Consider the following 24625-nt stretch of genomic DNA (forward strand, 5'->3'; position numbering starts at 1 on the left):
ACCTCAAAACACGCTGTTCAGCGGCCCGAGGGGCACTGGAACCTTGGCCACGAACCGGAAGAACGTGTAGAGCGCCGCGACGAAAATCACCGAGACGACGATGGCCTTGGGCCACTGGCGCGGTTCATGCAGGATGATCATCGCAAGCAATAGCGCGATGCCGGGCAGCACCACGCCCAGCGGTTTCAGTAACGCGCAGAACGCGATCATCAGCCCTCCGGCGAGCATCACGCGCAGGTCGCTCTCGCCGAAAGGAGGCTCCTCGGCGTCGCTGCGCAACGGCTGGTTGTCCTGCACTTTGTCATAGAAGGCGCGAACCGCCAGAAGCGCGCCGAACCCAGCGACGCTCACTAGAATGATGCGCGGCCAGAAGGTGGGCGACAAGGCCAAATTGGGCACTACCTTTGGCGACTTGACGGCCCAGGGCAGGATACCCAAAAGAATGATCAACGCCAGCGCGCAGGCAAAGAGCCCGAGCAGGAAGTCGCGCTTGTGAGCGGTCTTCACGGGAAGAATCCTCCGGATGGGGCGGGTGTGGATATTGCCGGGCGGGCGCCCGATGGCCCCGCCCGGATCGGTCAATAGATCAGTCGATCTGCAGGCCCAGCTTGTCGACGAGGCTGCTGAACGTGTTGTACTGGTTCTCGACGAACGCCACCGTATCCTCGGGCGAAAGCATCTTCGGGATCGACCCCAGCGAGATGGTCTGGTTCACCCAGCGTTCATCCTCGCCAATCTTCGGCAGCGCCTCGGTCCAGGCTTCGACGGCCGCTTCGTCCATGTTCGGCGGCCCGACGAGACCCGACCAACCCACAAGGGCTTCCATCCCCGGAATGCCCAGCTCGGACGCGGTCTGAACATCGGGCATCGAGTCCAGCCGTTCCTGCGTGGTCACGAGCAACGGACGAAGTTGGCCGCCCTCGATCTGGCTGATGATGGCCGAGACGTTGGAACAGACGAAATCTACCTGACCGGTGGCCGCGGCAGCCGCGGCTGCACCGCCGCCCTGGAACGGGATATGCGTGGCATCGGTGCCGGGATTCTCAAAGCCCAACTCGTCCAGCAGCATGATGCCGCCCAAGTGGTGCAGCGTGCCCACGCCCGCCGAGCTGTAGGTGATGGCGCCAGGGCTTTCCTCGATCGCCGCCTTCAGGTCATCGAGGGTCTCGTAGGGTTTCGAAGTCGCCGTGGCGCAGGCCGCCGGGTTGACCTCGAGCAGGCTGAGATAGGTAAAATCGTCCCAGTTGTAGGGCATCGACGTCTTCAGCGCCGGCGAGATGCTGTGCGAGCCGATACGCGCCAACAGCAGATTGTATCCGTCGGGGTCGGAATTCTTGACATAGGCCGAGCCGGTAGCTCCGCCTGCGCCCGCACGGTTCGTAACTAGCACAGGCTGTCCCACATAGTCGGGTGCCACGTTGGCGAGGTTACGCGCCGCGAGATCCGATGCGCCGCCCGGCCCGTAAGGTGCGGTCAGTTGCACGGGCTGCGACGGGTAGTCTTGCGCCACCGCTGGCAATGCGGCCACGGTCGCTATGGCCACCCCGGCAAGAAGTCTGGTCTTGGTCATGTGTATCCTCCCAATACATTTGTCGTGGGCGTTTTCGCCCGTTCGTCGACACCCGCCAGAGGCGCGTGCCGTCAGGACCGCCGGTTCGGCTCCTCCGCCTTGCCTGCGGTCAAATCGAGACTGATCTCGAATTTCACCATGTCGCCGCGATAGGAGACATCGTTGAAGTAAAGGACGCGGCCCAAAGGGTCCGTCAGGATCCGGCGGATGTCGCCAAGCGGAGAGCTGAGCGGCAAGCCCAGAAGCGACGCCTTGTCCATGTCCGCCTGCCCGATGGTCAGGGTCTGGTGGCACTTGGCGATGGTCACGCCGGGCAGCGACTCGATCACCGGGATGATCGTCTCGTGATCGAACCGCTCAGGGCATTGCGCGTAGAGATCCGAGGCGATGTAGGCATCGGCCACGAGGCAATCGAGCCCCTTCAGAGCGTTCACACGCCGCAGGAAGACATACGAGTCGGCAGCGTTTCCTCCCTTGAGGTCGCCTGCCTTCAGCTCCACGTTCTCGCGCTTTTCAATGAGCCGCGGGTCGGTCTTGGTAACCATGTCCAAGAGCTCTGGCCAATCTAGCCCGACTGCAAACGTATCCTCGGCCCCCACGCTCTCGGTGACAAAGGTCCCTGCACCCTGTTGGCGCATCAGACGGCCTTCATCCTCGAGAATAGCGACCGCCTGACGGATGGTGACAGTGGCCACCTTGAATTCTTCGGCCAATTCGGAAATCGGTTTGAGCCTGTCGCCCGGGGACAACTCGCCGGAGCGCAACCGCTGGCGCAAGATATCCGCCACGTGGAGGTAAAGCTTGCCGGGACTTTTCCGCAGAACGTCCATCGTTTCGATCCCTTGTTTCGTCGCGCTGCTCCGGCACACCGCCAGTGTATCGCTGCTATCACGCTAGCAAACAAAGGATCGACCCGTCCAGAAAATTGTGATTGTTTTTATGTCATTCCAATATTAGGATGTTTTCACCTAATTATGCGGGCCTTAGGGGAGGAGACGAATGCCGGACCTGATCCTGGAAGACCGCCGCAAGAGCGGCGTGATCCTGCTGACATTGAACAAACCTGACAGCCGAAACGCCTTGAGCCCGGATTTGCGGAAGGCCCTGACCGACCGGTTTGCCGCGCTCTACGACGACCTGGACGCGCGCTGCGTCGTGGTGACGGGCGATGACAAGGCATTCGTCGCCGGGGCCGATCTGAAGGACATGGCCCGCATGGGCACGGCCGAGATTACCCGCTCTAACGTCCGGCGGATGTGGCAGGTAATCGGGCACTGCCCTATCCCCTTCATCGCTGCGGTGCGTGGCGTTGCCTTGGGCGGCGGTTGCGAACTGGCCATGCACGCGGACATCATCGTCGCGGGCGAAGGTGCCAAGTTCGGACAGCCCGAGATCAAGGTCGGCATCATGCCCGGCGGTGGTGGCACCCAGCGCCTTACCCGCGCGGTCGGCAAGTTCAAAGCCATGAAGATGATGCTGACGGGCGACCCCATAACGGGGCGCGAGGCGTTCGATATGGGGTTGGCCAGCGAATGCGTGGCCGATGACGCGGTACTGGACCGCGCGATGGAGTTGGCCGAGCAGATCGCCGCCCTGCCCCCGCTGGCCGCACGCCGCATCAAGGAGGTCGTGCTGGCCGGTCAGGATACGTCGCTCGACGCAGGGCTTATGCTGGAACGGCGCACCTTCGACACTCTGTTTGACACAGAGGACAAGGAAGAGGGCATGAACGCCTTCATCGAAAAACGCAAACCGAACTTCAAAGGAAAATGACCATGGCAGCAGACAGCGAAAGCCGAACCGTAGGCGTCGTCGGCGCAGGCGCCATGGGGCGCGGCATCGCACAGGTGGCGGCGACTGGCGGTTGCCGCGTGATCCTTTACGATGCGAGAGCCGAAGCCACCACCGAGGCGATCGAGTTCATCAACGGAATGCTGGACCGCGCCATAAAGAAAGAGCGCATGACCGCCGATGAGGCCGGCGCCGCAAAGGACCGGCTGATGCCGGCCAGGGACATGACGGATTTCTCCGAGGCCGACGTGGTGATCGAGGCGGTCAGCGAGGACATGGCACTGAAATCTGAGGTCTTTGCGGCGTTGGAAAAAGCCACGCGTCCCGACTGCATCCTGGCCAGCAACACGTCGTCCTTGTCGATCACCCGGCTGGCAGCGGCCTGCGACCGGCCCGACAGGGTTGCGGGCTTTCACTTCTTCAACCCGGTGCCGCTGATGCCGCTGGTCGAGGTCATCGCGGGCATCCGCACCGAGCCCGCCATCATCGACCGACTGGTCGAACTGGGCAAGGTCATGGGCCGCACACCTGTTCGCGTGGCCGATGCGCCGGGGTTCCTGGTCAATCAGGTGGGGCGAGGTTACACGCTGGAGGCCACGAACCTGGTGGACGAGGGCGTGTCGACCTTCGCCGACGTGGACGCCATCATGCGCGACGCCGCGGGCTTTCGCATGGGGCCATTCGAACTGCTGGACCTGACCGCGCTCGACGTAACTCACCCAGCGACGGTCGAGATCTACGAGCAATCCTATCACGAACCGCGCTTCCGCCCCGCGATGCTGATGGGGCAGCGGATGCAGGCGGGCCTTTTGGGCCGCAAGACCAAGCAGGGTCACTATGTCTACGAGGACGGCAAACAGCAACGCCCCGAAGAACCCGCCGCGCCGGAGTTCGAGGGCGGCACCTTCTGGGTAGAACCCGGAGAGGATGCCGACGCCCTGAAAGAGATCGTCACTGCATCGGGCGCCGAGTTGGAAACCGGCGACAGCCCCGGCGCGGACGCAGTCATTCTGATCATGCCCCTTGGCCTTGATGCCACAACTCACGCAGCGCGGGCCGGACTGGACGCCGCGCGCACGGTCGCCGTCGATCCCATTTTCGACTTCAAGGGCCGCCGGACGGTGATGAAAACCATAGTCACCGGCGCCGAGCCGATGCGCAAGGCGCATGCCATGCTGGCCCAAGACGGCACACCTGTCACTCGCATCCAGGACAGCCCCGGCTTCGTCGCGCAGCGGATCCTCGCAATGATCTGCGCCATCGGCGCCAGCGTGGCGCAGAACAGGATCGCCACGCCCGGAGATGTCGACCGCGCGGTGAAGCTGGGCCTCAACTATCCCAACGGCCCGCTGGAATTCGCCGATGTGCTGGGCGTGTCGCGGATCGTGCAGATTCTCGACGGGATGGCCGAATGCTCGGGCGATCCGCGCCACCGCGTCGGTCCATGGCTGCGCCGCCGCGCCGCCCTCGGCATGTCAGCAACGACCGAAGAGACACCGGCGCGGGGCTGAGCCGCCCTGCGCCCTGACGAACAGACAAGACAAAGAAGACATTCGAAAGGAACTCCACGATGCTCGATGCCTATATCTATGACGGTCTGCGCAGCCCCTTCGGACGCTCGGGCGGCGCGCTGTCCGGCATCCGCCCAGATGACCTGCTGGCCGAGGTGATCAAGCCGCTGATGGAGCGTGCCGACATTGACGGCGCCGCCATCGATGACGTCATCGTCGGCTGCGGCAATCAGGCGGGCGAGGACAGCCGCTGTGTTGCGCGCCACGCCCTGCTTCGCGCTGGACTGCCGGAAACGGTGCCGGGCACGGTGATCCAGCGGAACTGCGGCAGCGGCCTTGGCGCGATGGTCTCGGCCGCTCATGCTCTGACATGTGGCGAGGGCGAAGTGTTGATCTCGGGTGGTGTCGAAAGCATGAGCCGCTCGCCCTTCGTAGTGGGCAAGCACGCCCGCCCCTTTGCCCGCAACCTCGAATGGTTCGACAGCGCGGTGGGTGCGCGCTTTCCCAACCCGCAGTTGGAAAAGGAATTCGGCAACGATTCCATGCCCAAGACTGCCGACAACCTGGCCAAGGAGCATGACATCAGCCGCGAGGACAGCGACGCCTATGCCCTGCGCTCGCAACAAGGTTGGGCCAAGGCGCACGCGCACGGCTTCTTTGCCTCGGAAATCACGCCGATCACCGTGCCCGGCGGACGTGGGCGCGAGGATGTCACGGTCGAGACCGACGAGCACCCCCGCCCCAAGACCGATATGGAAGGGCTGGCCAAGCTGCGGGCCATCCACACGGACGGCGTGACCACGGCGGGCAGCGCCTCGGGCCTCAATGACGGCGCCGTGGCGCTGATGATGGGTAACAAGGCGGCGGGCGAGAAAATCGGGCGCGACCCGATTGCCCGCATTTTAGCCAGCGGTGTTGCTGGCGTGCCGCCGCGCACGATGGGCTATGGCCCCGTTCCGGCCTCGGAACTGGCGCTGAAGCGTGCAGGCCTCGGCATGGACGACATGGGCGTGATCGAGATCAACGAGGCCTTCGCCGCGCAGGCGCTGGCCTGCATGAAGGGCATGGGCCTGTCGTCAGACGACGACCGGGTGAACCCCAACGGCGGCGCGATCGCCATCGGCCACCCGCTCGGCGCATCCGGCCCCCGCATCGCGCTGACCGCCATTCACGAGGCCAGGCGCCGCGGCGCGAAATACGCGTTGGCGTCGATGTGCATCGGCATGGGCCAGGGTATCGCGGTCGTCATGGAAGTGCTGTGATGGCGGATGGCGGCAAACCCCATTTCGAGTGGCGCGACCCGCTGCTGATCGAGGACCTGCTGAGCGAGGAAGAGCGGATGATCCGCGATTCCGCCCATGACTTCGCGCAGGAACGCCTGATGCCTCTCATTCGCGACTGGCACCGGCACGAGACCTTCGATCCCGCGATCATGCGCGAACTGGGCGAGATGGGGTTCCTGGGTATGCAGATCGACGGCTACGGCTGTGCCGGTGCAAGCTACACCGCCTATGGCCTTGTCGCGCGGGAGTTGGAGCGGGTCGATGCCGCCTTTCGTTCGGCGTGTGGGGTGCAGGGCGGGCTGGCGATGACGCCGATCCACCGCTTCGGCAGTGACGAACAAAAGGAAAAGTACCTGCCGCCCATGGCGCGGGGCGAGTTGATCGGCTGTTTCGGCCTGACCGAACCCGACGCCGGCTCGGACCCATCGCGAATGCGGGCGCGGGCCCGGCCCGTCGATGGTGGTTACCGCCTGTCGGGCAACAAGGTGTGGATCACGCACGCTTCGATCGCCGATGTGCTGGTGGTCTGGGCGCGCGATGACGAAGACGTGGTGCGCGGCTTCATCCTGGAAAAGGGTGCCAAGGGGCTGGAGACGCGCAAGATCGAGGGCAAGTTCTCGGTCCGGGCGTCGCCCACGGGCGAGATTTCGATGGACGAGGTGTTCGTTCCGACTCACCAGATGCTGCCCCATGCCAAGGGCCTGTCGGCGCCGCTCACCTGCCTTAACCGGGCGCGGCTGGCGATCTGCTGGGGCTCGATGGGGGCCGCCGAATTCTGCTGGCAGGCCTCGCGCGACTACGTGATGGAGCGCCAGCAATTCGGCCGCTCGCTGGCGGCAAGCCAGCTGGTGCAGGCCAAGCTCGCGGACATGCAGAGCGAGATCGCCCTGTCGCTGCACGCCACCCTGCGCCTGTCGCGGCTGCAGGACGAGGGGCGCGCCACGCCCGAGATGTTCTCGCTGGTCAAGCGCAACGCGGCGCGCAAGGCGCTGGAGATATGCCGAACGGCGCGGGACATGCATGGCGGCAACGGCATATCCGACGAGTACCACGTGGTGCGCCACATGCTGAATCTCGAGGTCGAGAACACTCTGGAAGGCACCTATGACATACACTCGCTGGTGCTGGGGGCCGCGCAGACCGGCATCCGCGCCTTCGCGTGATAATCAGGAGGACGGAGAGAATGGACGCATCCGATCCAGGACCGATCATCAACGGCCTTGTCGCCAAGGCCCGCGACGCCATGGCAAAGTTCGCAAACGCCACTCAGGATGACGCCGACGCCGCCGTCACCGCGCTGGCCTGGGCCATCTACGAACCGCGTCGCGCCCGCGCGCTGGCCGAACTGGCGGTGGAGCAGACCGGCCTCGGCGACATCGAAAGCAAGGTCATCAAGAACCAGCGCAAGACCTTCGGCTGCCTGCGTGACCTTTCCCGTGTCAAAAGCGTGGGCGTGATCAAGGACGACCCCGACCGCGGGATGGTGAAATATGCCAAGCCCGTGGGCGTCGTGGCCGCCGTGACGCCTTCGACCAACCCCACTGCGACGCCGGTGAACAAGGCGATGTTCGCGGTCAAAAGCCGAAATGCGGTTATTATCGCACCCTCCCCCTCGGCTTGGGGCGCCACCAACGCCGCGGTCGGGCACATGCGGGCGGAGTTGGAAAAATGCGGCTTCCCGGCCGACCTGGTTCAAATCCTGCCCAAGCCGGTTAACAAGGCCCTGACGCAGGAGTTGATGGAGCAGGCGGACCTCGTGGTCGTCACCGGGTCGCAGAACAACGTGCGCCGCGCCTATTCCTCGGGCACCCCGGCGATCGGCGTGGGCGCGGGCAATGTGCCGGTGGTGATCGACGAAAGTGCCGATCTCGATGATGCGGCGGCCAAGATCTGCCAGTCAAAAACCTTTGACAATGCCACATCCTGTTCCTCGGAAAACTCGGTGCTGATCCATGAGGCGGTTTATGACGAGGCCATCGCGGCACTGGCCCGCGCGGGGGGCTATGTCTGCTCGGCTGAGGAAAAGGAGCGTGTGCGCGAAAGGCTTTGGACGAACGGCAGTCTGAACCGCCGGGTGATCGCCAAGGATGCGGAAACCCTGTGCGAGGTCTTCGAACTGGACGACGCGGCCAAAGGCGCACGATTTTTTATGGTCGAGGAGGGCCGCCCTGATCCCGACAGCCTGTTTACGGACGAGAAGCTGTCGCTGGTGCTGACGGTCTATCGGATCACCGACATGGAGGACGCGGTGGATCAGCTAAGCAGCATCCTCGATGTCTGCGGCAAGGGGCATTCGGTGGGCATCCACACCGCCACGCCGGACCACGCGCAGATGCTGGCCGAGCGGATCGACGTGGTGCGCGTATTGGTTAACCAGGCGCACACCATGGGCAATGGAGGCAGTTTCGAAAACGCGCTGGAATTCACCTTGTCCATGGGTGGCGGCACCTGGGCCGGCAACTCGATCACCGAGAACCTCAATGCGCGGCATTTCATGAATATCACTCATCTCGTGCGGACCATCCCGACGGACAAACCATCCGAGGAAGAGCTTTTCGGAACACATTGGAAACGGCATGGAAAATAAGGGGCATACCGACATGAAAGACCTGACCGGGCGCGACGCCCTCGACTGCCTGCTCTCGCCGCAATCCATCGCGATCATCGGCGTGTCGAACGATTTCAACAAGTTGAACGGCCGAGTTATGAAGTTCCTGCTGGATAAGGGTTATACCGGACAGATCTTTCCGGTGAATCCCAAGTATGACGAGGTCGGCGGGCACCACTGCTACAGTGGGATCGGCGAGATCGCTGAAACACCGGACCTGGCCGTCATCTCCGTCCCCGCCAAGCTGGTGCCGGAGCAACTGACCGCCGCCGGAGAGGCTGGCGTGCGCGCCGCCATCGTCTTCAGTTCGGGTTTTGGCGAGATGGGCGAGGAAGGCCGCGAGAAGGAGCGCGAGGTGGTCGAGATCGCCGCGCGTTATGACATGCGCCTCTGCGGACCAAACACCTTGGGCATCATCAATGCCTTCGACGGGGCGTTCGCCACCTTCACCCAGTACGGTATGGGCAAGACCAGCCCCGGGCCGGTGGGCTTCGTCACCCAGTCGGGCGCCTTCGGCACCGCAATCGCGGCGCTGGCGCGCAAGCGGGGGCTGGGGCTCGGCTATTTCGCCAATACCGGCAACGAGACGGATGTGACTTTTGCCGACTGCCTGGGCAAGATTGTCGAGGATCCGCGAATTTCCACTCTGGCAGGCTATATAGAGGGGGTCACCGACGGCCCGGGGCTGATCCGCACGGCGCGCCGGGCGATGGAATTGGGCAAGCCACTGACCGTGACCAAGGTGGGCCGCACTGAAAGCGGCGCTCGGGCGGCGTCGTCCCATACCGGGGCGCTGGCGGGTGAGGACGCGGTATTCGACGGGATCACAAGACAGTTCGGCGTGATCCGCGCCCGTAACGAGGAACACATGCTGGATATCGTCGATATGTCCACCACCACCGCCTGCCCCGAGGGGCGCGGGGTTGGCATCGTGACGCAATCGGGCGGCGCCGGCGTGCTGATGAGCGACCGGGCCGAAGAAGTCGGCCTGAACGTGCCGCAGTTATCCGAGCCATCGGTGGCGCGGCTGCGCGAGATCTTGCCCGCCTTCGGTGCTGCCGGAAACCCTGTGGACGTGACGGCGCAGTTCATCGCCGATCCGTCGATGCTGAAGGAAAGCGTCAAGGCGGTGCTGGACGATCCCAAGGTGCACGTGGCCGCCGTCTGGCTGCAGTTGATGGACGGGTTCGTCGATACGCTGACCGAGACGTTCCGGCAACTGAAGGAAGAAACCACCAAGCCCTTCGTCGTGTCGTGGGTGGCTGCGCCCGAGGAAGGCCTGCAAGCGCTGCGCGATCTGGGCATCTGCGCCCTGCGCGGGGCCGAGCCCACTATCGACGCCATCGCGGCACTGGTTCACTGGAACGAGGCGCGGCAAGCCTGGCTGGCCGACAAAGGCGACGCGATGCCGCCAAGCGTCCTGCCCGCGCCTGGCGCAGGCCCGGTACCGACTGTCCGCACCGCCAAGATGCTGGCGGATGCCAGCGTGCCCGTTGCGCGCGTGGGATTGGCGACCTCTGCCGATGAGGCCGCGGCGCTGGCCGAGGATATAGGCTTGCCCGTGGCTCTGAAGATCGAATCTGCTGACATCCTGCACAAGACCGAGGTGGGCGGCGTCGAGATCGGGCTGAAGGATGTCGATGCCCTGCGCTCCGCCTACGCGCGGATCATGGAAAAGGCCGCCAAAGCCGCGCCCGAGGCCAGGCTGGATGGTGTGACTGTGCAGCAGATGGGCGGCGGGACTGTTGAGATGGTGATCGGCCTTCGCCGCGATCCGGTGTTCGGCCCCGTTGTGATGGTTGGCATGGGCGGCATCCTGATCGAGGTGCAGAAGGATGTGGTATTCCATCGCGCCCCGGTAACCGATGCCGAGGCGGGCCGGATGCTGAACAGCCTGAAGGGAAAGGTGATGTTGGACGGCGTTCGGGGCGCACCGCCGGTAGATCGCGCGGCACTTTGCAAGATGATCAGCGCGGTGTCGCGCTTTGCAGTAGCCTCCGAGGATTGGCTGGACGAACTGGACCTGAACCCGGTTCTGGCCGGACCGGATGGCGTGATCGCGGTGGATTGCCTGCTGATTTCGGACAAGTAATTCGGGTTCAATGCGCGGCAAGCTCAGCGGATTTGTATCACCAGCGCGGTGTCGGGCGTGTCGCCCACATCCCCGCATTGGCCACTGCGCGGGCAGATCCAGCCGCCCTGCCCGGCCTCGTTCGCGGGTACAATCCTGAGCGTCTGACCGTCCCGTTCGAGTGCCGCCTCATCACTCGACGCGGCGCTCCATACGCCTCGGGATGTTTCCAGCGCAAGCACTGACAGCAACTCGCCTGCGAGCCGGGGATTGAAGCGACGGTCGACAAGCCCGGTGCGGGTGAAATAGCCGCGATCGGCATCGTCCATCGTGTCAAGCACCACGTCGAGGCCGAATCCGATCGCGGCCATCGCCGCCTCGGCGAAACGCTGCGCGTTGGCGACCTCATCCTCATAGATCTCGGCCGGACTCGCTTCGGTGGATTTCACGTAGAGCACAGGCGCGGTGCGAGTGTCCTTTGCGAATGTCGCGAGGCGGCGGGCCGACTGCCACGGTGACGCGCTGCGCGGGATGGTGAATTGGGCACAGTCGATCAGGTCCGGATGGCGCGTCATGAAGGCTTGCAACTCATCCATCTCGGCCAGTGTGAAACCGTGACTTATCAAATGGTTGAAACGTGATCCGATATGCTTCGCTCCATCCTTGCGGTTAACTCTCGACAGGACGATCTGCAGCCCCGTGTCCGCCTTCAGCGCCTCGATCTCCGAGATCAGGTCGACGATTTCCTCCCAATTCAGGACAAGTTCCAGCCGGTCCACCAGTGCGGCGTGGTCAGCCAGCGCCTCCCGCTCGGCGGCGTCCGGCATGCCGTAGAGATAGACCTGAAAACGGTGGCCGAGCCGGGACATCAATTCCATACGGCGGCGGACGCGCGGATCGCATAAATCCTGTATCGGAACACGCAGACCTTGCAGTCCCATCTCCCAGAGTGCCATGACCGGGTAGTCGTTGCGCGCCCGTTTGCGTCGGAACTCGTCCACGGCCCCCGAAGGGGCGACGGCAAGTTCCTCCGCCCAAGCGTGGCGCATATCAACGAATACTCCGGCCAGCCCGCTGGCTTTTACATGCGGGCGCGGGGCCACAGGCGGGGCCATGCCCGCGCCTTCCGCAAGGGTGGCGCCATAGGTACGATGATAGTGCGCAATGTGACCGTTCTCGCGCAGTTCCAGCGTCAGAAAGCCCAGCTTGGCGGCATCGTTGCGCCCCTTCTGATCGCCGCCGTTGATGCGGTACATCTCGGAATAGTCGTGCCGCACGAAGCAAGTCGATGGGGTGATGTAATACTCCGTGTCGCCGATACGGTCGTACCAGAAATTATGCACATGTGCGCAGAACAGAGCTTCAGGCTTGTGGGTGCGGATAAGGTCCAGGAACCAGCTTCGCGCCGGTTCCTCGATATTGTCATAGCTGCCGGGCTCGGCCGGATCGCTGATATAGGGCGGGTAGTGCGAAAAAACGAACACGCGCTCACCCGAATGGCTGGCAAGATATTCTTCCAGCCACTCGGCTTGCTCGGCCTCGGCGGGGTCGCCGGAGTTCATCAGCGGTGCGTTGACCACGACGAAGTGACAGCCCTGATGGGTTACCGCATAATAATCCTTGCCGAAATGTTTGCGATATAGCGCGATGAATTCGGCGTTGACCATGCCGGCGGGCATCCATTTTACCGGCTTGTCACCAATATCATGGTTGCCCGGCACAAGGTGTATCGGCGCCTTCAGGTTAGCGGCGATGGCATGAAAGTTGTCGGCGGCAGGGCCATAGCTTCCGAGCTCTGGGACCGGGTTTACCATATCTCCAAGATGGATCGTCAGCACCGGATCGATCTGGTTAACCTGAGAAAAAACGTGCCTTGCCCGTGGGTTGGCCTCGGCATTGGCCGGGTAGGGTGAAGCGGAGAAATCCTCTTTTTCGTTGACATGGGTGTCGGACACGATCGCGACTTTGAAGAGAGTTTTGCCGAGAGGGTTGTTCATTTCGTTTCCTGGAACTTTAGTGCAAACCGCAAATGTCATATTATTAGAATGATAGAAGGATATGTGTTCGGGATCAACGACCAACGGGCGGTGAGGCTCCCCATCTGACTGGGTCCGCCGCTATGTTTAGAAAACGATGCGAACTGTAGCTTTTGGCTTTGCCAGTAACTTGTCACTCGGATAGGCGTGACCGAGAACAGCCAGGCGCCGAACCCTTCCTGAAGCTATTAAGGTGCTCTCCCGAGAACCATTGTTCATACGTGCCGCGAAGACTGAAAATGCCGCTCTAAGCTCTGGCGCCACGCACAGCGTCGGCATGGGCCCACTCGTATTCGGCCGAAAGCAACCTGGCGAGACCTTTGCGGCCAGTCACGGCACGGCATATGCAGGGTCCGTCGCCGTCACCCGCCGGGATCATGCCGCCGGCGCACCGTCGACGCGCGCCCCGGAAGGGAAAGCGCCGCATCCTCGCGCGGCATCCGGCTGACCAGCCTGCCGTTCGAGACCACGGCGAGGCGGGCGGGCCGAAGGCGCAGCGCCTCGATCGACGATGCGGCATCCAGCACGACCAATGAGGCGCGTTTGCCGGGCGCGATGCCATACCCCTCCAGCCCCATGATTTGGGCGTTCTGGTGCGTGACCATGTCGAAACACTGCGCCATCTCTTCGGGGCTGGTCATCTGCGCCACGTGCAATCCCATGAAGGCGACGTCCAGCATGTCCGCTGTCCCCAGCGAGTACCACGGATCGAGCACGCAATCCTGCCCCCAGCCCACAGTGATCCCATGCGCATGCATCTCCTTCACCCGGGTTAGGCCGCGCCGCTTGGGGAAACTGTCGTGCCGCCCCTGCAGCGTGATGTTGATCAGCGGGTTCGGGACGGCGGCCACCCCGGCCTCGGCCATCAGCGGCAGCAGTTTCGAGACATAGTAATTGTCCATCGAATGCATCGAGGTCAGGTGACTGCCCGTGACCCGGCCTTGCAGCCCCAGCCGCTGCGCCTCGAAGGCAAGTGACTCGATGTGGCGGCTCATAGGGTCGTCCGTCTCGTCGCAATGCAGGTCGACCATCAGGCCGCGCTCGGCGGCCATCTCGCACAGCTCGCGCACGGAGGCCGCGCCATCGGACATGGTGCGCTCGAAATGCGGAATGCCGCCCACCACGTCGACACCCATGTCGAGCGCGCGGATCGTGTTTTCCCGCGCCGTCGGATCGCGGTAGAAGCCGTCCTGCGGAAAGGCCACCAGTTGCAGGTCGATATAGTCGCGCACCCGCGCGCGTACCTCCAGCATCGCCTCGACGCCCAAGAGGCGGTCATCGCAGGTGTCGACATGGCTTCGGATCGCCAGCAATCCCTGGCTGACCGCCCAGTCGCAATAGTCCAGCGCGCGCGTCACCATCTCGTCCTGGGTGACGACCTGCTTCAACTCTCCCCACAGCCTGATCCCTTCCAGCAGCGTGCCCGACGCGTTGATCCGGGGCAGGCCGTAGGACAGCGTCGCGTCCAGGTGGAAATGCGGATCGACGAAAGGCGGGCTGACCAGATCGCCCTCCGCCTCGATCACTTCGCCGGCTTGCGCACCCGAAAGGTCCTCGACCGCCTTGATCCGGTCGCCCTCGATCCCGATATCCGCGACGCGCCCATCGGGCAGCGTGCCGCCCCTGACGATAAGATCGAACATCAGCGTTCCCCCTTGTTGAACGGCACCATCAGCGCCGCCGGCACCTCGGCCCGGCGCGACATGACGATCAGTGCCAAGATGGACAGGAAATAGGGCATCATCAGGAACACCTGGTACGGGATGTCGGCCCCCAGCGGCGTCTGCTGCACCCGGATCTGCAGCGCGTCGAACGCGGCAAAGAGGATCGCGCCCAGCAATGCCTTGCCCGGCTTCCATGCGCCGAACACCACTAGCGCGATGCAGATCCAGCCGCGCCCGTTGACCATCTCGAAAAAGAAACTGTCGAAGGCCGACATGGTCAGGAACGCGCCGCCCACGGCCATCAACCCGCTGCCCACGATCACCGCGCCCATGCGAATGCCCGTCACCGACAGGCCCTGTGCCGCCACGGCCGACGGGTTTTCCCCCGCCGCGCGCATTGCAAGGCCCAGCGGCGTGCGATAGAGCACCAGCGCCACGACGCCCACTAGGATGAACGCCAGGTAGGTCAGCGGCGTCTGCGCGAAGAGCGCCGGACCGATCAGCGGGATGTCGGACAATAGCGGGATCTCGAAGGGCTGGAAGGCGTCGATCTTGGGCGGGCTTGTCACTTCGGGCAGCGCCAGACGATAGGCATAGTAAGTCAGCGACGTCGCCAACAGCGTGACGCCCAGCCCCACAACATGCTGCGAGAGGCCGAAAGGCACCGTCAGCAGGCTGTGGATCAGCCCGAAGACCATCCCCACCACCATTGCCACGGCCACGCCCATCCACAGCCCGGTACCGGAATAGACCGCCATCCAGCCCGCAAAGGCGCCCGCCACCATGATTCCCTCGATCCCGAGGTTCAGCACGCCCGCGCGTTCGCAAATCAATTCGCCCAGCGTGGCAAAGATCAGCGGGCTCGCGATGCGGATCGCGGCGGTCCAGAAGCTGGCGGAAAGCAGGATTTCAAAGATGTCCATGGCCTACTCCCTCACCACGCGGAACCGGGTCAGCAGGATCGCCACCACCATTAGCAAGAGCGCTGTGGCCAGCATGATATCCGCCAGGTAGCTTGGCACGCCCACCGCGCGGCTCATGCTGTCCGCGCCGACGAAGATGCCCGCCACGAACAGCGCCGCCGCCACCACCGCCAACGGGTTCAGCAGGGCCAGCATCGCCACCACGATGCCGGTGTAGCCATAGCCCGGGCTAAGGTCGAGCGTCAGGTTCCCCTTCAGCCCCGCGACCTCGGAAAACCCCGCAAGCGCTGCCAGCCCGCCCGACAGAAGCGCCGTCTTGATCAGCACGGCGTTGACCGGGATGCCCGCAAACCCCGCCGCCTCGCGGTTCAGGCCCACGGCGCGCATCTCGTAGCCCAGCGTCGTGCGCCGTTCGATCACCCAGACCACCACCGCCGCGATCAGCGCGAGCGCGAACCCCCAGTGCAGGCGCAGCCCTTCAACGATACGCGGCAGCCGCGCCTCGGCCACCAGGCGCTCGGACTTGGGCCAGCCCATGCCCATCGGGTCCTTCAGCGGCCCTTCCAGCAGCATCGAGATGAACAGCAGGAAAATGAAATTGAACAGCAGCGTCGTCACAACCTCGTCAACGCCGAACCGCACCTTCAGCAGTGCGGGCACCAGCAGCACCAGCGCCCCGGCCAGCATCGACGCGAGCGCCAGCGCGGGCAGCAGGGCAAAAGCCCCCCATTGCAGCATGCCGGTGCCCAGAACGACGGTCATCAAGGCGCCTGCGTAAAGCTGCGCCTCGGCCCCGATGTTCCACAGCCGCGCCCGAAAGGCGACCGCCACCGCAAGGCCCGTGAAGATCAGCGGCGTCGCCCGGTTCAACGTCTCCAGCAGGGCGAATTTCGACCCGAACGCCCCCTTGAGGATCAGCCCGATCACCGAAAACGGGTTGGCCCCTGCCGCCATCGCCAGCAATGAGGCGATCACCACGGTCGAGCCGATGGCAATCGCGGGCGGCACGGTGGCTCGCCAAAGCGACGGGTTCGCGACCGGTTCAAGACGCATGTTCGGCCTCCTTCTCGAACCCCTGGCCCGCCATCCAGACGCCCAGTTCGGCGGGCGTCACCGACCCGCGCGCGAATCCCGGTGACAGGCGGCCTTCGGAAATCACATGAATCACGTCCGACAGCGCCATGATCTCGTCGAGGTCCTCCGAGATCAGCAGCACGGCCGCGCCCCTGTCCCGCGCCGCCAGCAACTGCCCATGCACGTAATTGACCGCGCCGATATCCAGCCCCCGCACCGGCTGGTTGGCCAGGATGATGCGCGGTCCGGCCTCCAGCACACGGCCCAGGATCAGCTTTTGCATGTTGCCCCCCGAAAGCAGCCGGATGCGCGTGCCCGGCCCGGGACAGCGCACGTCATAGGTCTCGATGATCTCGCGGGTAAAGGCCTCGGCCCGGCCCCAGTTCATCAGGCCAGACCGGCTGTAGGGCGGCTGGGCATAGGTCTCGAGAATGGCATTCTCTGTCAGGTCGAACTCGGCGATGGTGCCGGTCTTGTGCCGGTCCTCGGGGATGCGGGCGATGCCCGATTGCACCGCTGCGCGCGGCGACCATGTGTCCAGCGGCGCGCCGTCCAGTTCCATCCGTCCCTCTGCCGGCGCGATCAGCCCGCCGATCAGGTCCGCCAGCGCCCCCTGACCGTTGCCCGAGACCCCCGCCAGCCCCACGATCTGCCCCGCATGCAGCGCCAGCGACACATCCGCCAGCCCCGGCGCATTGCCGCGCGCGGGCGTCGTGACCGCGTCCATCCGCATCAGTACCTCGCCGGGCTGTCCCGGCGCGACCGTGGGCGCGGCGACGTCCGCCCCCACCATCAGCGAGGCCAGCGTTTCCTTGTCGACCTCGGCAATCGGCCGTTCGGCCACCAGCCGCCCATGCCGCAGGATCAGCACGCGATCCGAAATCGCCATCACCTCGTGCAGCTTGTGGGAAATGAACACCACCGACAGGCCCAGCTTGATCGCCTTGCGCAGGGTGGCGAAAAGGTCCTCGGTCTCCTGCGGGGTCAGAACGGCGGTCGGCTCGTCCAGGATCAGAATGCGCGCATCGCGGTACAGCGCCTTCAGGATCTCGACCCGCTGGCGTTCGCCAACCGTCAGGCTGCCCACCTTGGCATCGGGATGGACCTGCAGCCCGAAATCCTGCGCCAGCTTTTCAAGCTTGGCGCGCGCCGCGCCCCGGTCGAGGCGCGGCGCCAAAAGCGGCTGGGTGCCCAGGATGACATTTTCCAGCACCGTCATGTTGTCGGCCAGCGTGAAATGCTGGTGCACCATGCCCACCCCGGCATCGAGCGCCGCACGCGGGTTGCCCGGCGGCAGGGCCTGGCCGAAGACCTCCACATTGCCTTCATCGGCGGTGTACTGGCCAAACAGGATGTTCATCAGCGTGGTCTTGCCCGCGCCATTCTCGCCCAGCAGGGCGATCACCTCGCCCTCACGCAGCGACAAGCTGACCGCGTCGTTCGCGACCAGCTTGCCGAAACGCTTGGTGATGGAATCGAGGCGCAGGACCACCTGCGCCGCGTCGTCGCTTGCCATTTAAGAGGACTTGGGTTCTTCGTCGTTGATCTCGACCGTGTGTTCGCCGGACATGATCTCCTGCTTGCGCTGCTCGACAAGGTCCAGCGCCTCCTGCGGGATCTTGCCTTCAAACGTGCCCAAGGGCGCGAGCGACGAGCCGCCTTCCTTCATGAAGGAATACACGCCGTAATCGGCGGCGGTGAACGTGCCGGCCTTCACCTCGGCAATCGCCTTGTCCAGCGTCGGCTCGAAGTGCCAGATGGCCGAGGCCACGACCGTTTCGGGATATTCGGCCTGCGTGTCGATCACGTTGCCGATGGCCAGAACGCCCTTTTCCTTTGCCGCGTCCGACACGCCGAAGCGTTCCGCATAAAGCATGTCGGCCCCGTTCTCGATCATGGCGAAGGCCGTTTCCTTGGCCTTGGGCGGGTCGAACCAGCTGCCGATAAAGCTGACCTGAAAGGTGATATCGGGGTTCATCTCGCGCGCGCCCGCCATGAAGGCATGCATCAGGCGGTTGACCTCCGGAATCGGAAAGCCGCCGACCATGCCGATATTGCCGGTCTCGGTCATCGCCCCCGCGATGATCCCCGTCAGATAGGACGCATCCTGGATGTAGTTGTCGAAGACCGCGAAGTTCGGCAGCGCCTCATCGTGCTTGAAGCTCGAGCCCATCAGGAAGGCGATATCGGGATATTCCGCCGCGACCTCGCGCGCCTCCTGTTCGACGGCAAAGACCTCGCCGATGATCAGCTCATAACCCTGCTCGGCATATTCCCGCATGACCCTGGCATAGTCGGTGTTCGACACGTTCTCGGAAAAGACATAGTCGATATCGCCCCGCTCCTGCGCGGTGTTGGCGGCCTTGTGGATGCGGCTGACCCATTGCTGCTCGACCGGCACGGTGTAGATGCCCGCGACCTTGAGCGGCTCGTCGGCCTTCAGCGCCCCCGGCACGCCCGCCGCCACAAGCAGCGCGGTGCCGGCCGTGGTGCTCAGGAACGTCCGGCGCGAAAGGCCGGTCGGGCTGGTTTTTCTGTGTTGCGTCATGGAACTTATCCCCCTGTTGGAATGTGGCGTGCCCAGAATGTTTGACCAAATGATAAAAAGAACCCGGGTGCCGGCCAATAGAAAGATGTGCGGCACGCAAAGTCCAGAGTGAACGCCAAGTTTTTGCGCACCGCGCTGAAGCCTGCTGCATTAACAGGCAGAAAGCTCGGTCATGAGAATCGCCCGATACCCGTAGAATAGGGCGGGCAGTGATGGCGCGGACGCGGCCTCGAGAAATGCAACGCATCTTTCCGCATCTAAAGGCCTGGCAGCAAAAGCGGGCCCTGCCGTCTTTTATGATTCCGGCGTCTCAGTCCATCATCGAGAAGTAATTCGCCTGCCGATCCACCAGTTCTTCATGCGTGCCCGCCTCCACAATCCGGCCTTCATCGAGAACCACGATCCGGTCGGCGTGGCGGATAGTCTGTAGGCGGTGGGCGATGACGAGCGTCGTGCGCCCCTTCGACAACGTATCCAGCGCCGCCTGCACCTTGCGCTCCGTGCCCCTGTCCAACGCCGAAGTGGCCTCGTCCAGAAGCAAAATCGGGGGGTCGCGCAGGAAGACACGTGCAATGGCGACGCGCTGTTTCTGTCCGCCTGACAGCATGACGCCCCGTTCGCCCACCATCGTGTCGAGACCATCGGGCAACTCCGACACCATCTCGGACAACTGTGCCTGCTGAACGGCGTGCAGTATCTCCTCGTCCGATGCGTCAAGCCGCCCATAGGCGATGTTTTCGCGCAGGGTGCCTCCGAACAGGAAGACGTCCTGCGATACCAATCCCACCTGCCGCCGCAGGCTGTCGAGGGTCATGTCCGCGACGGACTGGCCGTCAATCCGAACCTCGCCCGACGTCGGTGCATAAAACCGTGGAAGCAAGGCCATCAACGTACTTTTGCCCGCGCCGGACGGACCCACCAATGCAACCGTCTGGCCGGGCTCGACGGCAAGGGACACGCCGTGCAATACACCTCGCGCGCCATCGTAGGTAAAGGCAACGTCGTCGAATTCGATCCGCCCGGTCAGGTCCGGTGCGGGCCTCGCGTCCGGCGCGTCGGCGATCTCGGCCCGCTCTGCCAGCAGCGCCTGGAACCGCTGGAACCCGGCGATGCCGCGCGGATAGGTCTCGACCACCGCCGCGATCTTTTCCAGCGGGCGGAAGAACACGCCCACCAGCAGCAGGAAGGCCACGAAACTGCCCGTCGACAGCGAGCCGGAAAAGACATAGCCCGCGCCCGCCACCATCACGATCACCTGCACCGAGCGCAGCCCCATGTAGTGCAACGTGGTCAGCGCCGCCATGATGCGGTAGGCCTCCAGCTTGGTCTTGCGATAGCCGCGGTTGGCATCCGCGAAAAGTTCGCGTTCATGCGCCTCGTTGGTGAAGGCCTGCACCACGCGAATGCCGCCCAGCGTTTCCTCCAGCCGCACGTTGAACTGGCCCACCCGGCCATAGATCGCCTGCCACGCCCGGGTCATACGCCCGCCATAGACCGCCAGAAGCACCACCATCACCGGCACGATCACCGCTGTCATCAACGCCAGCGGGACGTGCAGCCACAGCATCAAGGCGAAGGCCCCGATAAAGGTCATGATCGCGATGAACAGGTCCTCGGGGCCGTGATGCGCCACCTCGCCGATCTCTTCCAGGTCCCGGGTCACGCGAGCCACCAGCTTGCCGGTCTCGGCCTTGTCGAACCAGCCCCAGTTCAGCCGGGTCAGGTGGTCGAAGGCGCGGGCGCGCATTTCCGTCTCGATGTTGATGCCCAGCTTGTGGCCCCAGTAGATCACCACCGCCATGAGGCCTGCGTTGATCAGATACACCACCACCAGCCCGACGGCGGCCCACATGGTCAGCGCCCATTCCCCGCGCGGCAGCAGATGGTCGATGAACCCCGCCACGGCCAGCGGAAAGGCCAGCTCCAGCAAGCCCGAGATCACCGCGCAGCCGAAATCCAGCCAGAAAAGGCCCATGTGCGGGCGGTAATACTCGAAAAACTGACGCAGCATGTGACTTCCTTCACGACCGGGGATACTGATGATCGGACCGGCAGGTGTTCCCCGCCGCCACCGTTTAGGAGAGGCGCCCGCCGTCGTCCAGTATTGCAGGTTCAGCGCTCCAGATGGGCCAGCGAAAACGCCTTTGGCGCGCGGAGTTTGGCGAGCCGCACCGGTCGCGAGCAGTCCGTCCCGACTTGTTATCGCGCAGTTTAGGCGTCATACTGCTGGCCCAAGCCATTCTGGAATGTGCGCCGGCCCCGTCCGTCGCACGCCGGATAGCCAAATCCCGACACCTTTCATGCGGAGCCTGACCCGAATGGGCTATAGTCACGACTTTTCCGGTCAAACAGAAAAGCTGCACTGCATCCGGCCCGTCCAGTGGCGCCAGTTCGACAATGCTCTGGTGGCGCATTGGGAAGCCAGCGGAGATCGTGGCGCGACGGGGCAGTATGTCTCGGCCAATCCAAGGTTGAGCATCTTCTTTGACGATATGAGCTCGATCTCGGCCACGACCGGGACCGGCACCGGCAGATTGGCCCGCGCGATCTTCGTGCCGGCGGGCATGGAGCTTCGAACCCGTTTTTCCAAACCGCTCAGGTTCACCCATGTCGACATTCACATGGATTACGCGTGGGCGATCCAGTTCCTGTCCGGCGCGATCCCCCGCTCCAGCGCGGTCGAGGTATTGGATAACCCGGTCGAGCGCGACGACGTCACGGATATCGAGCCGCTGGCGCGACTGCTGGTCAAGGAAATAGCGAACCCCACCAGGCACGCGCTTTTCGTCGAAAGCCTTGTGAATTGCCTGATTACGGCCTTGCTGGACATGGACCAGCAAAGCACGGAAACCGGCAACGCCCGCTTGACCGCCGCGCAGATGCGTCGGGTCGCACTGCGCGTGGAAGAAGCGCGTGGTCACAGGCTCAGCATCGCGCAGATGGCCGAGGCGGTGAACCTTTCGGAAAGCTGGTTCTCGCTGGTGTTCAAGAATACGACCGGCATGTCGCCGCACCAGTGGCATTTGAACAAGCGGCTTGAACAAGCGCGGAACCTTCTGACCGAGACCGATCTTAGCGTGGCGGACATCGCGGACCGGTTGGGCTTTTCCGATCAGGCCCACCTGACCCGCGCGTTTCGCCAGCTTGTCGGCAAAACGCCCGGAACCTGGCGGCGAGACCAGAGGAAGGGCTGACCGGCAGAGGGGGCCGCGGCAGCGAGATTGCCCCTGCCGCCGATGGGCCTGACTGGTTACCAACTGCGGCGCAGGGAGGCCGTGATTGTCCGGCCCTGATTGTAGTAATCCGCCGTTCCCCGTCCCACGACATACTGCTCATCAAAGATATTGCTGAGATTGACCTGCAGTTCCGTGTTCTCGGCCAACTCGTACGAGAAAGACGCGTCGAACAGGAACTGGTCCGGGCTTTTGCCATTGTTGTTGTAAGCGTTGTAATAATAGCTGCCGACATAACGCGCACCGAGGCCCACGGACATGTCTCCCAGCGATCCGGCGGTCGGCAGGTCATAGGTCAGCCACAGCGAGGCCATGTGCTCGGGCACCGACGCAAACTGGTTTCCGTCCACCGTCACGCCTCGGACATTGCCGCGAACGAACTCGGAATCCTGGTAGCTGTAGCCACCGGAAAGGGTCAAACCCCGGGCCAGTTCGGCGCGCGCTTCCAGTTCCAGGCCGCGAACGCGGGATTCACCGATGGTCTGTCGCTCGATCACGCCGCTGGGCAGGACAACCGGCACCACCACGTTCTTTTTGGTAAGATCAAAAAGCGACGCGGTGAACAGCGCGTTGATGCTCTCGGGCTGGTACTTGAGGCCGATCTCGTATTGCTCGCCGCGTTCAGGATCGGTGCCGATCGAGGGTGGCGCGACCGACTGGACATAACTGGCATAAGTCGAGATTTCGTCCGTGACTTTGTAGGTCAACGCACCCCGCCATGAGGTTTCCGAGAAATCGGCGCTTGTCGTCGTAGCCGCAAGTCGATCGGTGTTGGTGATGTCCAGCCAGTCGTGCCGCACGCCCGCCGTCACGATGAACCGGTCCGCGAAAGACAGGTTCTGCTGCAGAAAGATCGATTGCGTGGCAAAGTCATTGGCCTGCACGCTGTAGGGTACGAGCCCGGTGGGCGCGCCGGTATAGACCGGGTTGTCGACATCGATCGGCGTGTAGGCCCCGAAGATCGACGCACTGGTGGTCGACGCGTCACGAAATTCCAGCCCGGCCAGCGTGCTGCTGTCGACACTGCCGAAGCTGGTGTCGTATTGCAGGATCACGTTGCCGATCACCTCTTCGGCGGTGCTGTCGGTCCCGAAGTAGAAACGGTCGACCATCGTCCCGACGCGGGCCGCGTTGTCGGAGATGTAGACATAGGCGAAGTCGTCGGTGAGATCGCTGTAACGAAGGTTCGCGTTCAGCCGCAGACCGTTGCGGAAATCGTGCTGGAACCCGGCCGCCACGGTCAGTCGCTCGACATCGTGATAATTGAAACCCGGCTCACCGAAGAACTGGCTGCGGTCGTATTCCCGGTCTATCGGGTAACCGCCGCTGTTCGGTGTGGAGTCGCGGTCGAGATAATCCACCGTGAAGGTCAGCTTGGTATCCTCGCTGGGCGACCATGCGAAAGATCCGAGCAGGAACGTCTCGTCGTCCCGGGAGAAATCATAGTCCAGCTCTGAGTCCTGCACCTTTCCCACGAAACGGTAGGCCAGCGTCCGGTCGTCGTTCAGGACATCGCCGAAGTCGAAGCCCAGTTCGGTGTGATTGTTGGTGCCGTAAGAGCCGTAAACCTCGCCGAACCGTTCGAATTTCGGCGTCTTGGTCACGAAATTGAGGGTGCCGCCGGGATCGGACGTTCCAAAAAGGGTAGAGTTGCCGCCCTTCATCACCTCGACCCGTTCGAACGCATATGGTTCCTCGCGCACGCCGCGCATCGACCCCAAGGTCAAGCCGTCGCGATAGGTCGAGGCTTGAAACCCTCGCACGAGGTAGTAGTCGTTGCGATCGTCGGTCCCGTAATAATCGGTGACGATGCCGGGGGTATATTCCAGCAGGTCTTCCACCTTATCGACGTTGCGCTCTTCGAATTCCTTTTGCGTGATGACCGACACCGACGCGGGCGTGTCAAGAACGCTGGTCGCAACCTTGCCGCCGGTCCAAAGCTCCTTGGCGATGGTCGAATTGGCGTCGTCATCCGCCTCGGCGCCGGCATCGACGAAAATCGTTCCAAGCCGGTAGGGTTCGCCGCCGGTGCCGTCCTGCGCCGTGGCTGCCAACGGGAATGCCACCAGCGCCGTGCAGCCAAGGAGTGCCGCGGTCGCGCGGGCCGGGCCTGGATAAGATGATCGGTGTTTTCTCAAGAGTGCCCCCATGGCGTGCTTCCATTCTTCTGACGTTTCTTGCGTGCTGGCGTGCTGGCGTGCTGTGTACCGCGACGTTGCGATGGCGCTGCAGGCACCCGCCGTCGTGCTCGGATTCCCGCTGGCTGTTCGTTGCCAAATCCCTGCCCGGATGCGTCCGGTCGGGTCAGGCGTC

18 protein-coding genes are annotated in these 24625 nt (G+C 63.7%); 7 read left to right on the plus strand and 11 right to left on the minus strand.

What is annotated here, in order from left to right:
* Positions 1 to 3: 3 nt before the first annotated feature.
* The 3 genes from RBB31_RS16905 to RBB31_RS16915 form a co-directional block, all read right to left on the minus strand.
* The gene (locus RBB31_RS16905) at positions 4 to 582 is read right to left on the minus strand and encodes a tripartite tricarboxylate transporter TctB family protein (protein WP_306130432.1); all 579 of its coding nucleotides are present in this window, start codon (positions 580 to 582) and stop codon (positions 4 to 6) included.
* Between the two features lie 4 nt (positions 583 to 586).
* Positions 587 to 1570 carry a tripartite tricarboxylate transporter substrate binding protein gene (locus tag RBB31_RS16910; RefSeq protein ID WP_306130433.1) on the minus strand — a complete coding sequence of 328 codons (984 nt, stop codon included), beginning with the start codon at positions 1568 to 1570 and terminating at the stop codon, positions 587 to 589.
* Between the two features lie 71 nt (positions 1571 to 1641).
* Positions 1642 to 2400, minus strand: coding sequence for a GntR family transcriptional regulator (locus tag RBB31_RS16915; protein ID WP_306130434.1), 759 nt, complete (start codon positions 2398 to 2400; stop codon positions 1642 to 1644).
* Positions 2401 to 2569: 169 nt separating this feature from the next.
* On the opposite strand from RBB31_RS16915, the gene RBB31_RS16920 reads away from it, so the two are divergent.
* Genes RBB31_RS16920 through RBB31_RS16945 form a run of 6 tightly spaced genes read left to right on the plus strand, consistent with a single transcriptional unit; the run spans position 2570 to position 10855 of the window.
* Positions 2570 to 3343 carry an enoyl-CoA hydratase-related protein gene (locus tag RBB31_RS16920; protein WP_306130435.1) on the plus strand — a complete coding sequence of 258 codons (774 nt, stop codon included), beginning with the start codon at positions 2570 to 2572 and terminating at the stop codon, positions 3341 to 3343.
* A gap of 2 nt (positions 3344 to 3345) precedes the next feature.
* On the plus strand, positions 3346 to 4872 hold the full coding sequence (locus RBB31_RS16925) for a 3-hydroxyacyl-CoA dehydrogenase (protein WP_306130436.1): 1527 nt from the start codon (positions 3346 to 3348) through the stop codon (positions 4870 to 4872).
* Between the two features lie 59 nt (positions 4873 to 4931).
* Positions 4932 to 6134: an acetyl-CoA C-acyltransferase gene (locus RBB31_RS16930; protein ID WP_306130437.1), complete on the plus strand. Its 1203-nt coding sequence runs from the start codon at positions 4932 to 4934 to the stop codon at positions 6132 to 6134.
* The gene (locus RBB31_RS16935) at positions 6134 to 7318 is read left to right on the plus strand and encodes an acyl-CoA dehydrogenase (RefSeq protein ID WP_306130438.1); all 1185 of its coding nucleotides are present in this window, start codon (positions 6134 to 6136) and stop codon (positions 7316 to 7318) included. The genes RBB31_RS16930 and RBB31_RS16935 overlap by 1 nt, the downstream gene beginning before the upstream one ends.
* A gap of 20 nt (positions 7319 to 7338) precedes the next feature.
* The gene (locus tag RBB31_RS16940; RefSeq protein ID WP_306130439.1) at positions 7339 to 8742 is read left to right on the plus strand and encodes an aldehyde dehydrogenase family protein; all 1404 of its coding nucleotides are present in this window, start codon (positions 7339 to 7341) and stop codon (positions 8740 to 8742) included.
* A gap of 13 nt (positions 8743 to 8755) precedes the next feature.
* On the plus strand, positions 8756 to 10855 hold the full coding sequence (locus tag RBB31_RS16945) for an acetate--CoA ligase family protein (protein WP_306130440.1): 2100 nt from the start codon (positions 8756 to 8758) through the stop codon (positions 10853 to 10855).
* A 23-nt stretch (positions 10856 to 10878) separates the two neighbouring features.
* On the opposite strand, the gene RBB31_RS16950 is transcribed toward RBB31_RS16945, so the two are convergent.
* The 7 genes from RBB31_RS16950 to RBB31_RS16980 form a co-directional block, all read right to left on the minus strand.
* The gene (locus RBB31_RS16950) at positions 10879 to 12870 is read right to left on the minus strand and encodes a metallophosphoesterase (RefSeq protein WP_306130441.1); all 1992 of its coding nucleotides are present in this window, start codon (positions 12868 to 12870) and stop codon (positions 10879 to 10881) included.
* Positions 12871 to 13232: 362 nt separating this feature from the next.
* Positions 13233 to 14513: an amidohydrolase family protein gene (locus tag RBB31_RS16955; protein ID WP_306130442.1), complete on the minus strand. Its 1281-nt coding sequence runs from the start codon at positions 14511 to 14513 to the stop codon at positions 13233 to 13235.
* Positions 14513 to 15457, minus strand: coding sequence for an ABC transporter permease (locus tag RBB31_RS16960; protein WP_306130443.1), 945 nt, complete (start codon positions 15455 to 15457; stop codon positions 14513 to 14515). Before RBB31_RS16960 ends, RBB31_RS16955 begins: the two co-directional genes overlap by 1 nt.
* A 3-nt stretch (positions 15458 to 15460) precedes the next feature.
* Positions 15461 to 16510, minus strand: a complete 1050-nt coding sequence (locus RBB31_RS16965) for an ABC transporter permease (protein WP_306130444.1) — start codon at positions 16508 to 16510, stop codon at positions 15461 to 15463.
* A complete protein-coding gene (locus tag RBB31_RS16970; protein WP_306130445.1) occupies positions 16500 to 18047 on the minus strand; it encodes an ABC transporter ATP-binding protein in 1548 nt (515 codons plus the stop codon). Before RBB31_RS16970 ends, RBB31_RS16965 begins: the two co-directional genes overlap by 11 nt.
* A complete protein-coding gene (locus RBB31_RS16975; RefSeq protein WP_306130446.1) occupies positions 18048 to 19079 on the minus strand; it encodes a BMP family protein in 1032 nt (343 codons plus the stop codon). It lies immediately after the preceding gene.
* A gap of 310 nt (positions 19080 to 19389) precedes the next feature.
* The gene (locus tag RBB31_RS16980) at positions 19390 to 21090 is read right to left on the minus strand and encodes an ABC transporter ATP-binding protein (protein ID WP_306130447.1); all 1701 of its coding nucleotides are present in this window, start codon (positions 21088 to 21090) and stop codon (positions 19390 to 19392) included.
* Between the two features lie 289 nt (positions 21091 to 21379).
* Between RBB31_RS16980 and RBB31_RS16985 the strand changes: the two genes are divergently transcribed.
* Positions 21380 to 22273, plus strand: coding sequence for an AraC family transcriptional regulator (locus RBB31_RS16985; protein ID WP_306130448.1), 894 nt, complete (start codon positions 21380 to 21382; stop codon positions 22271 to 22273).
* Positions 22274 to 22329: 56 nt separating this feature from the next.
* Here RBB31_RS16985 and RBB31_RS16990 read toward each other — a convergent pair whose 3' ends face one another.
* Positions 22330 to 24462, minus strand: a complete 2133-nt coding sequence (locus RBB31_RS16990) for a TonB-dependent siderophore receptor (RefSeq protein ID WP_306130449.1) — start codon at positions 24460 to 24462, stop codon at positions 22330 to 22332.
* Positions 24463 to 24625: the final 163 nt, after the last annotated feature.

Source organism: Roseovarius sp. MMSF_3350 (assembly GCF_030733425.1).
Classification (GTDB): Bacteria; Pseudomonadota; Alphaproteobacteria; order Rhodobacterales; family Rhodobacteraceae; genus Roseovarius.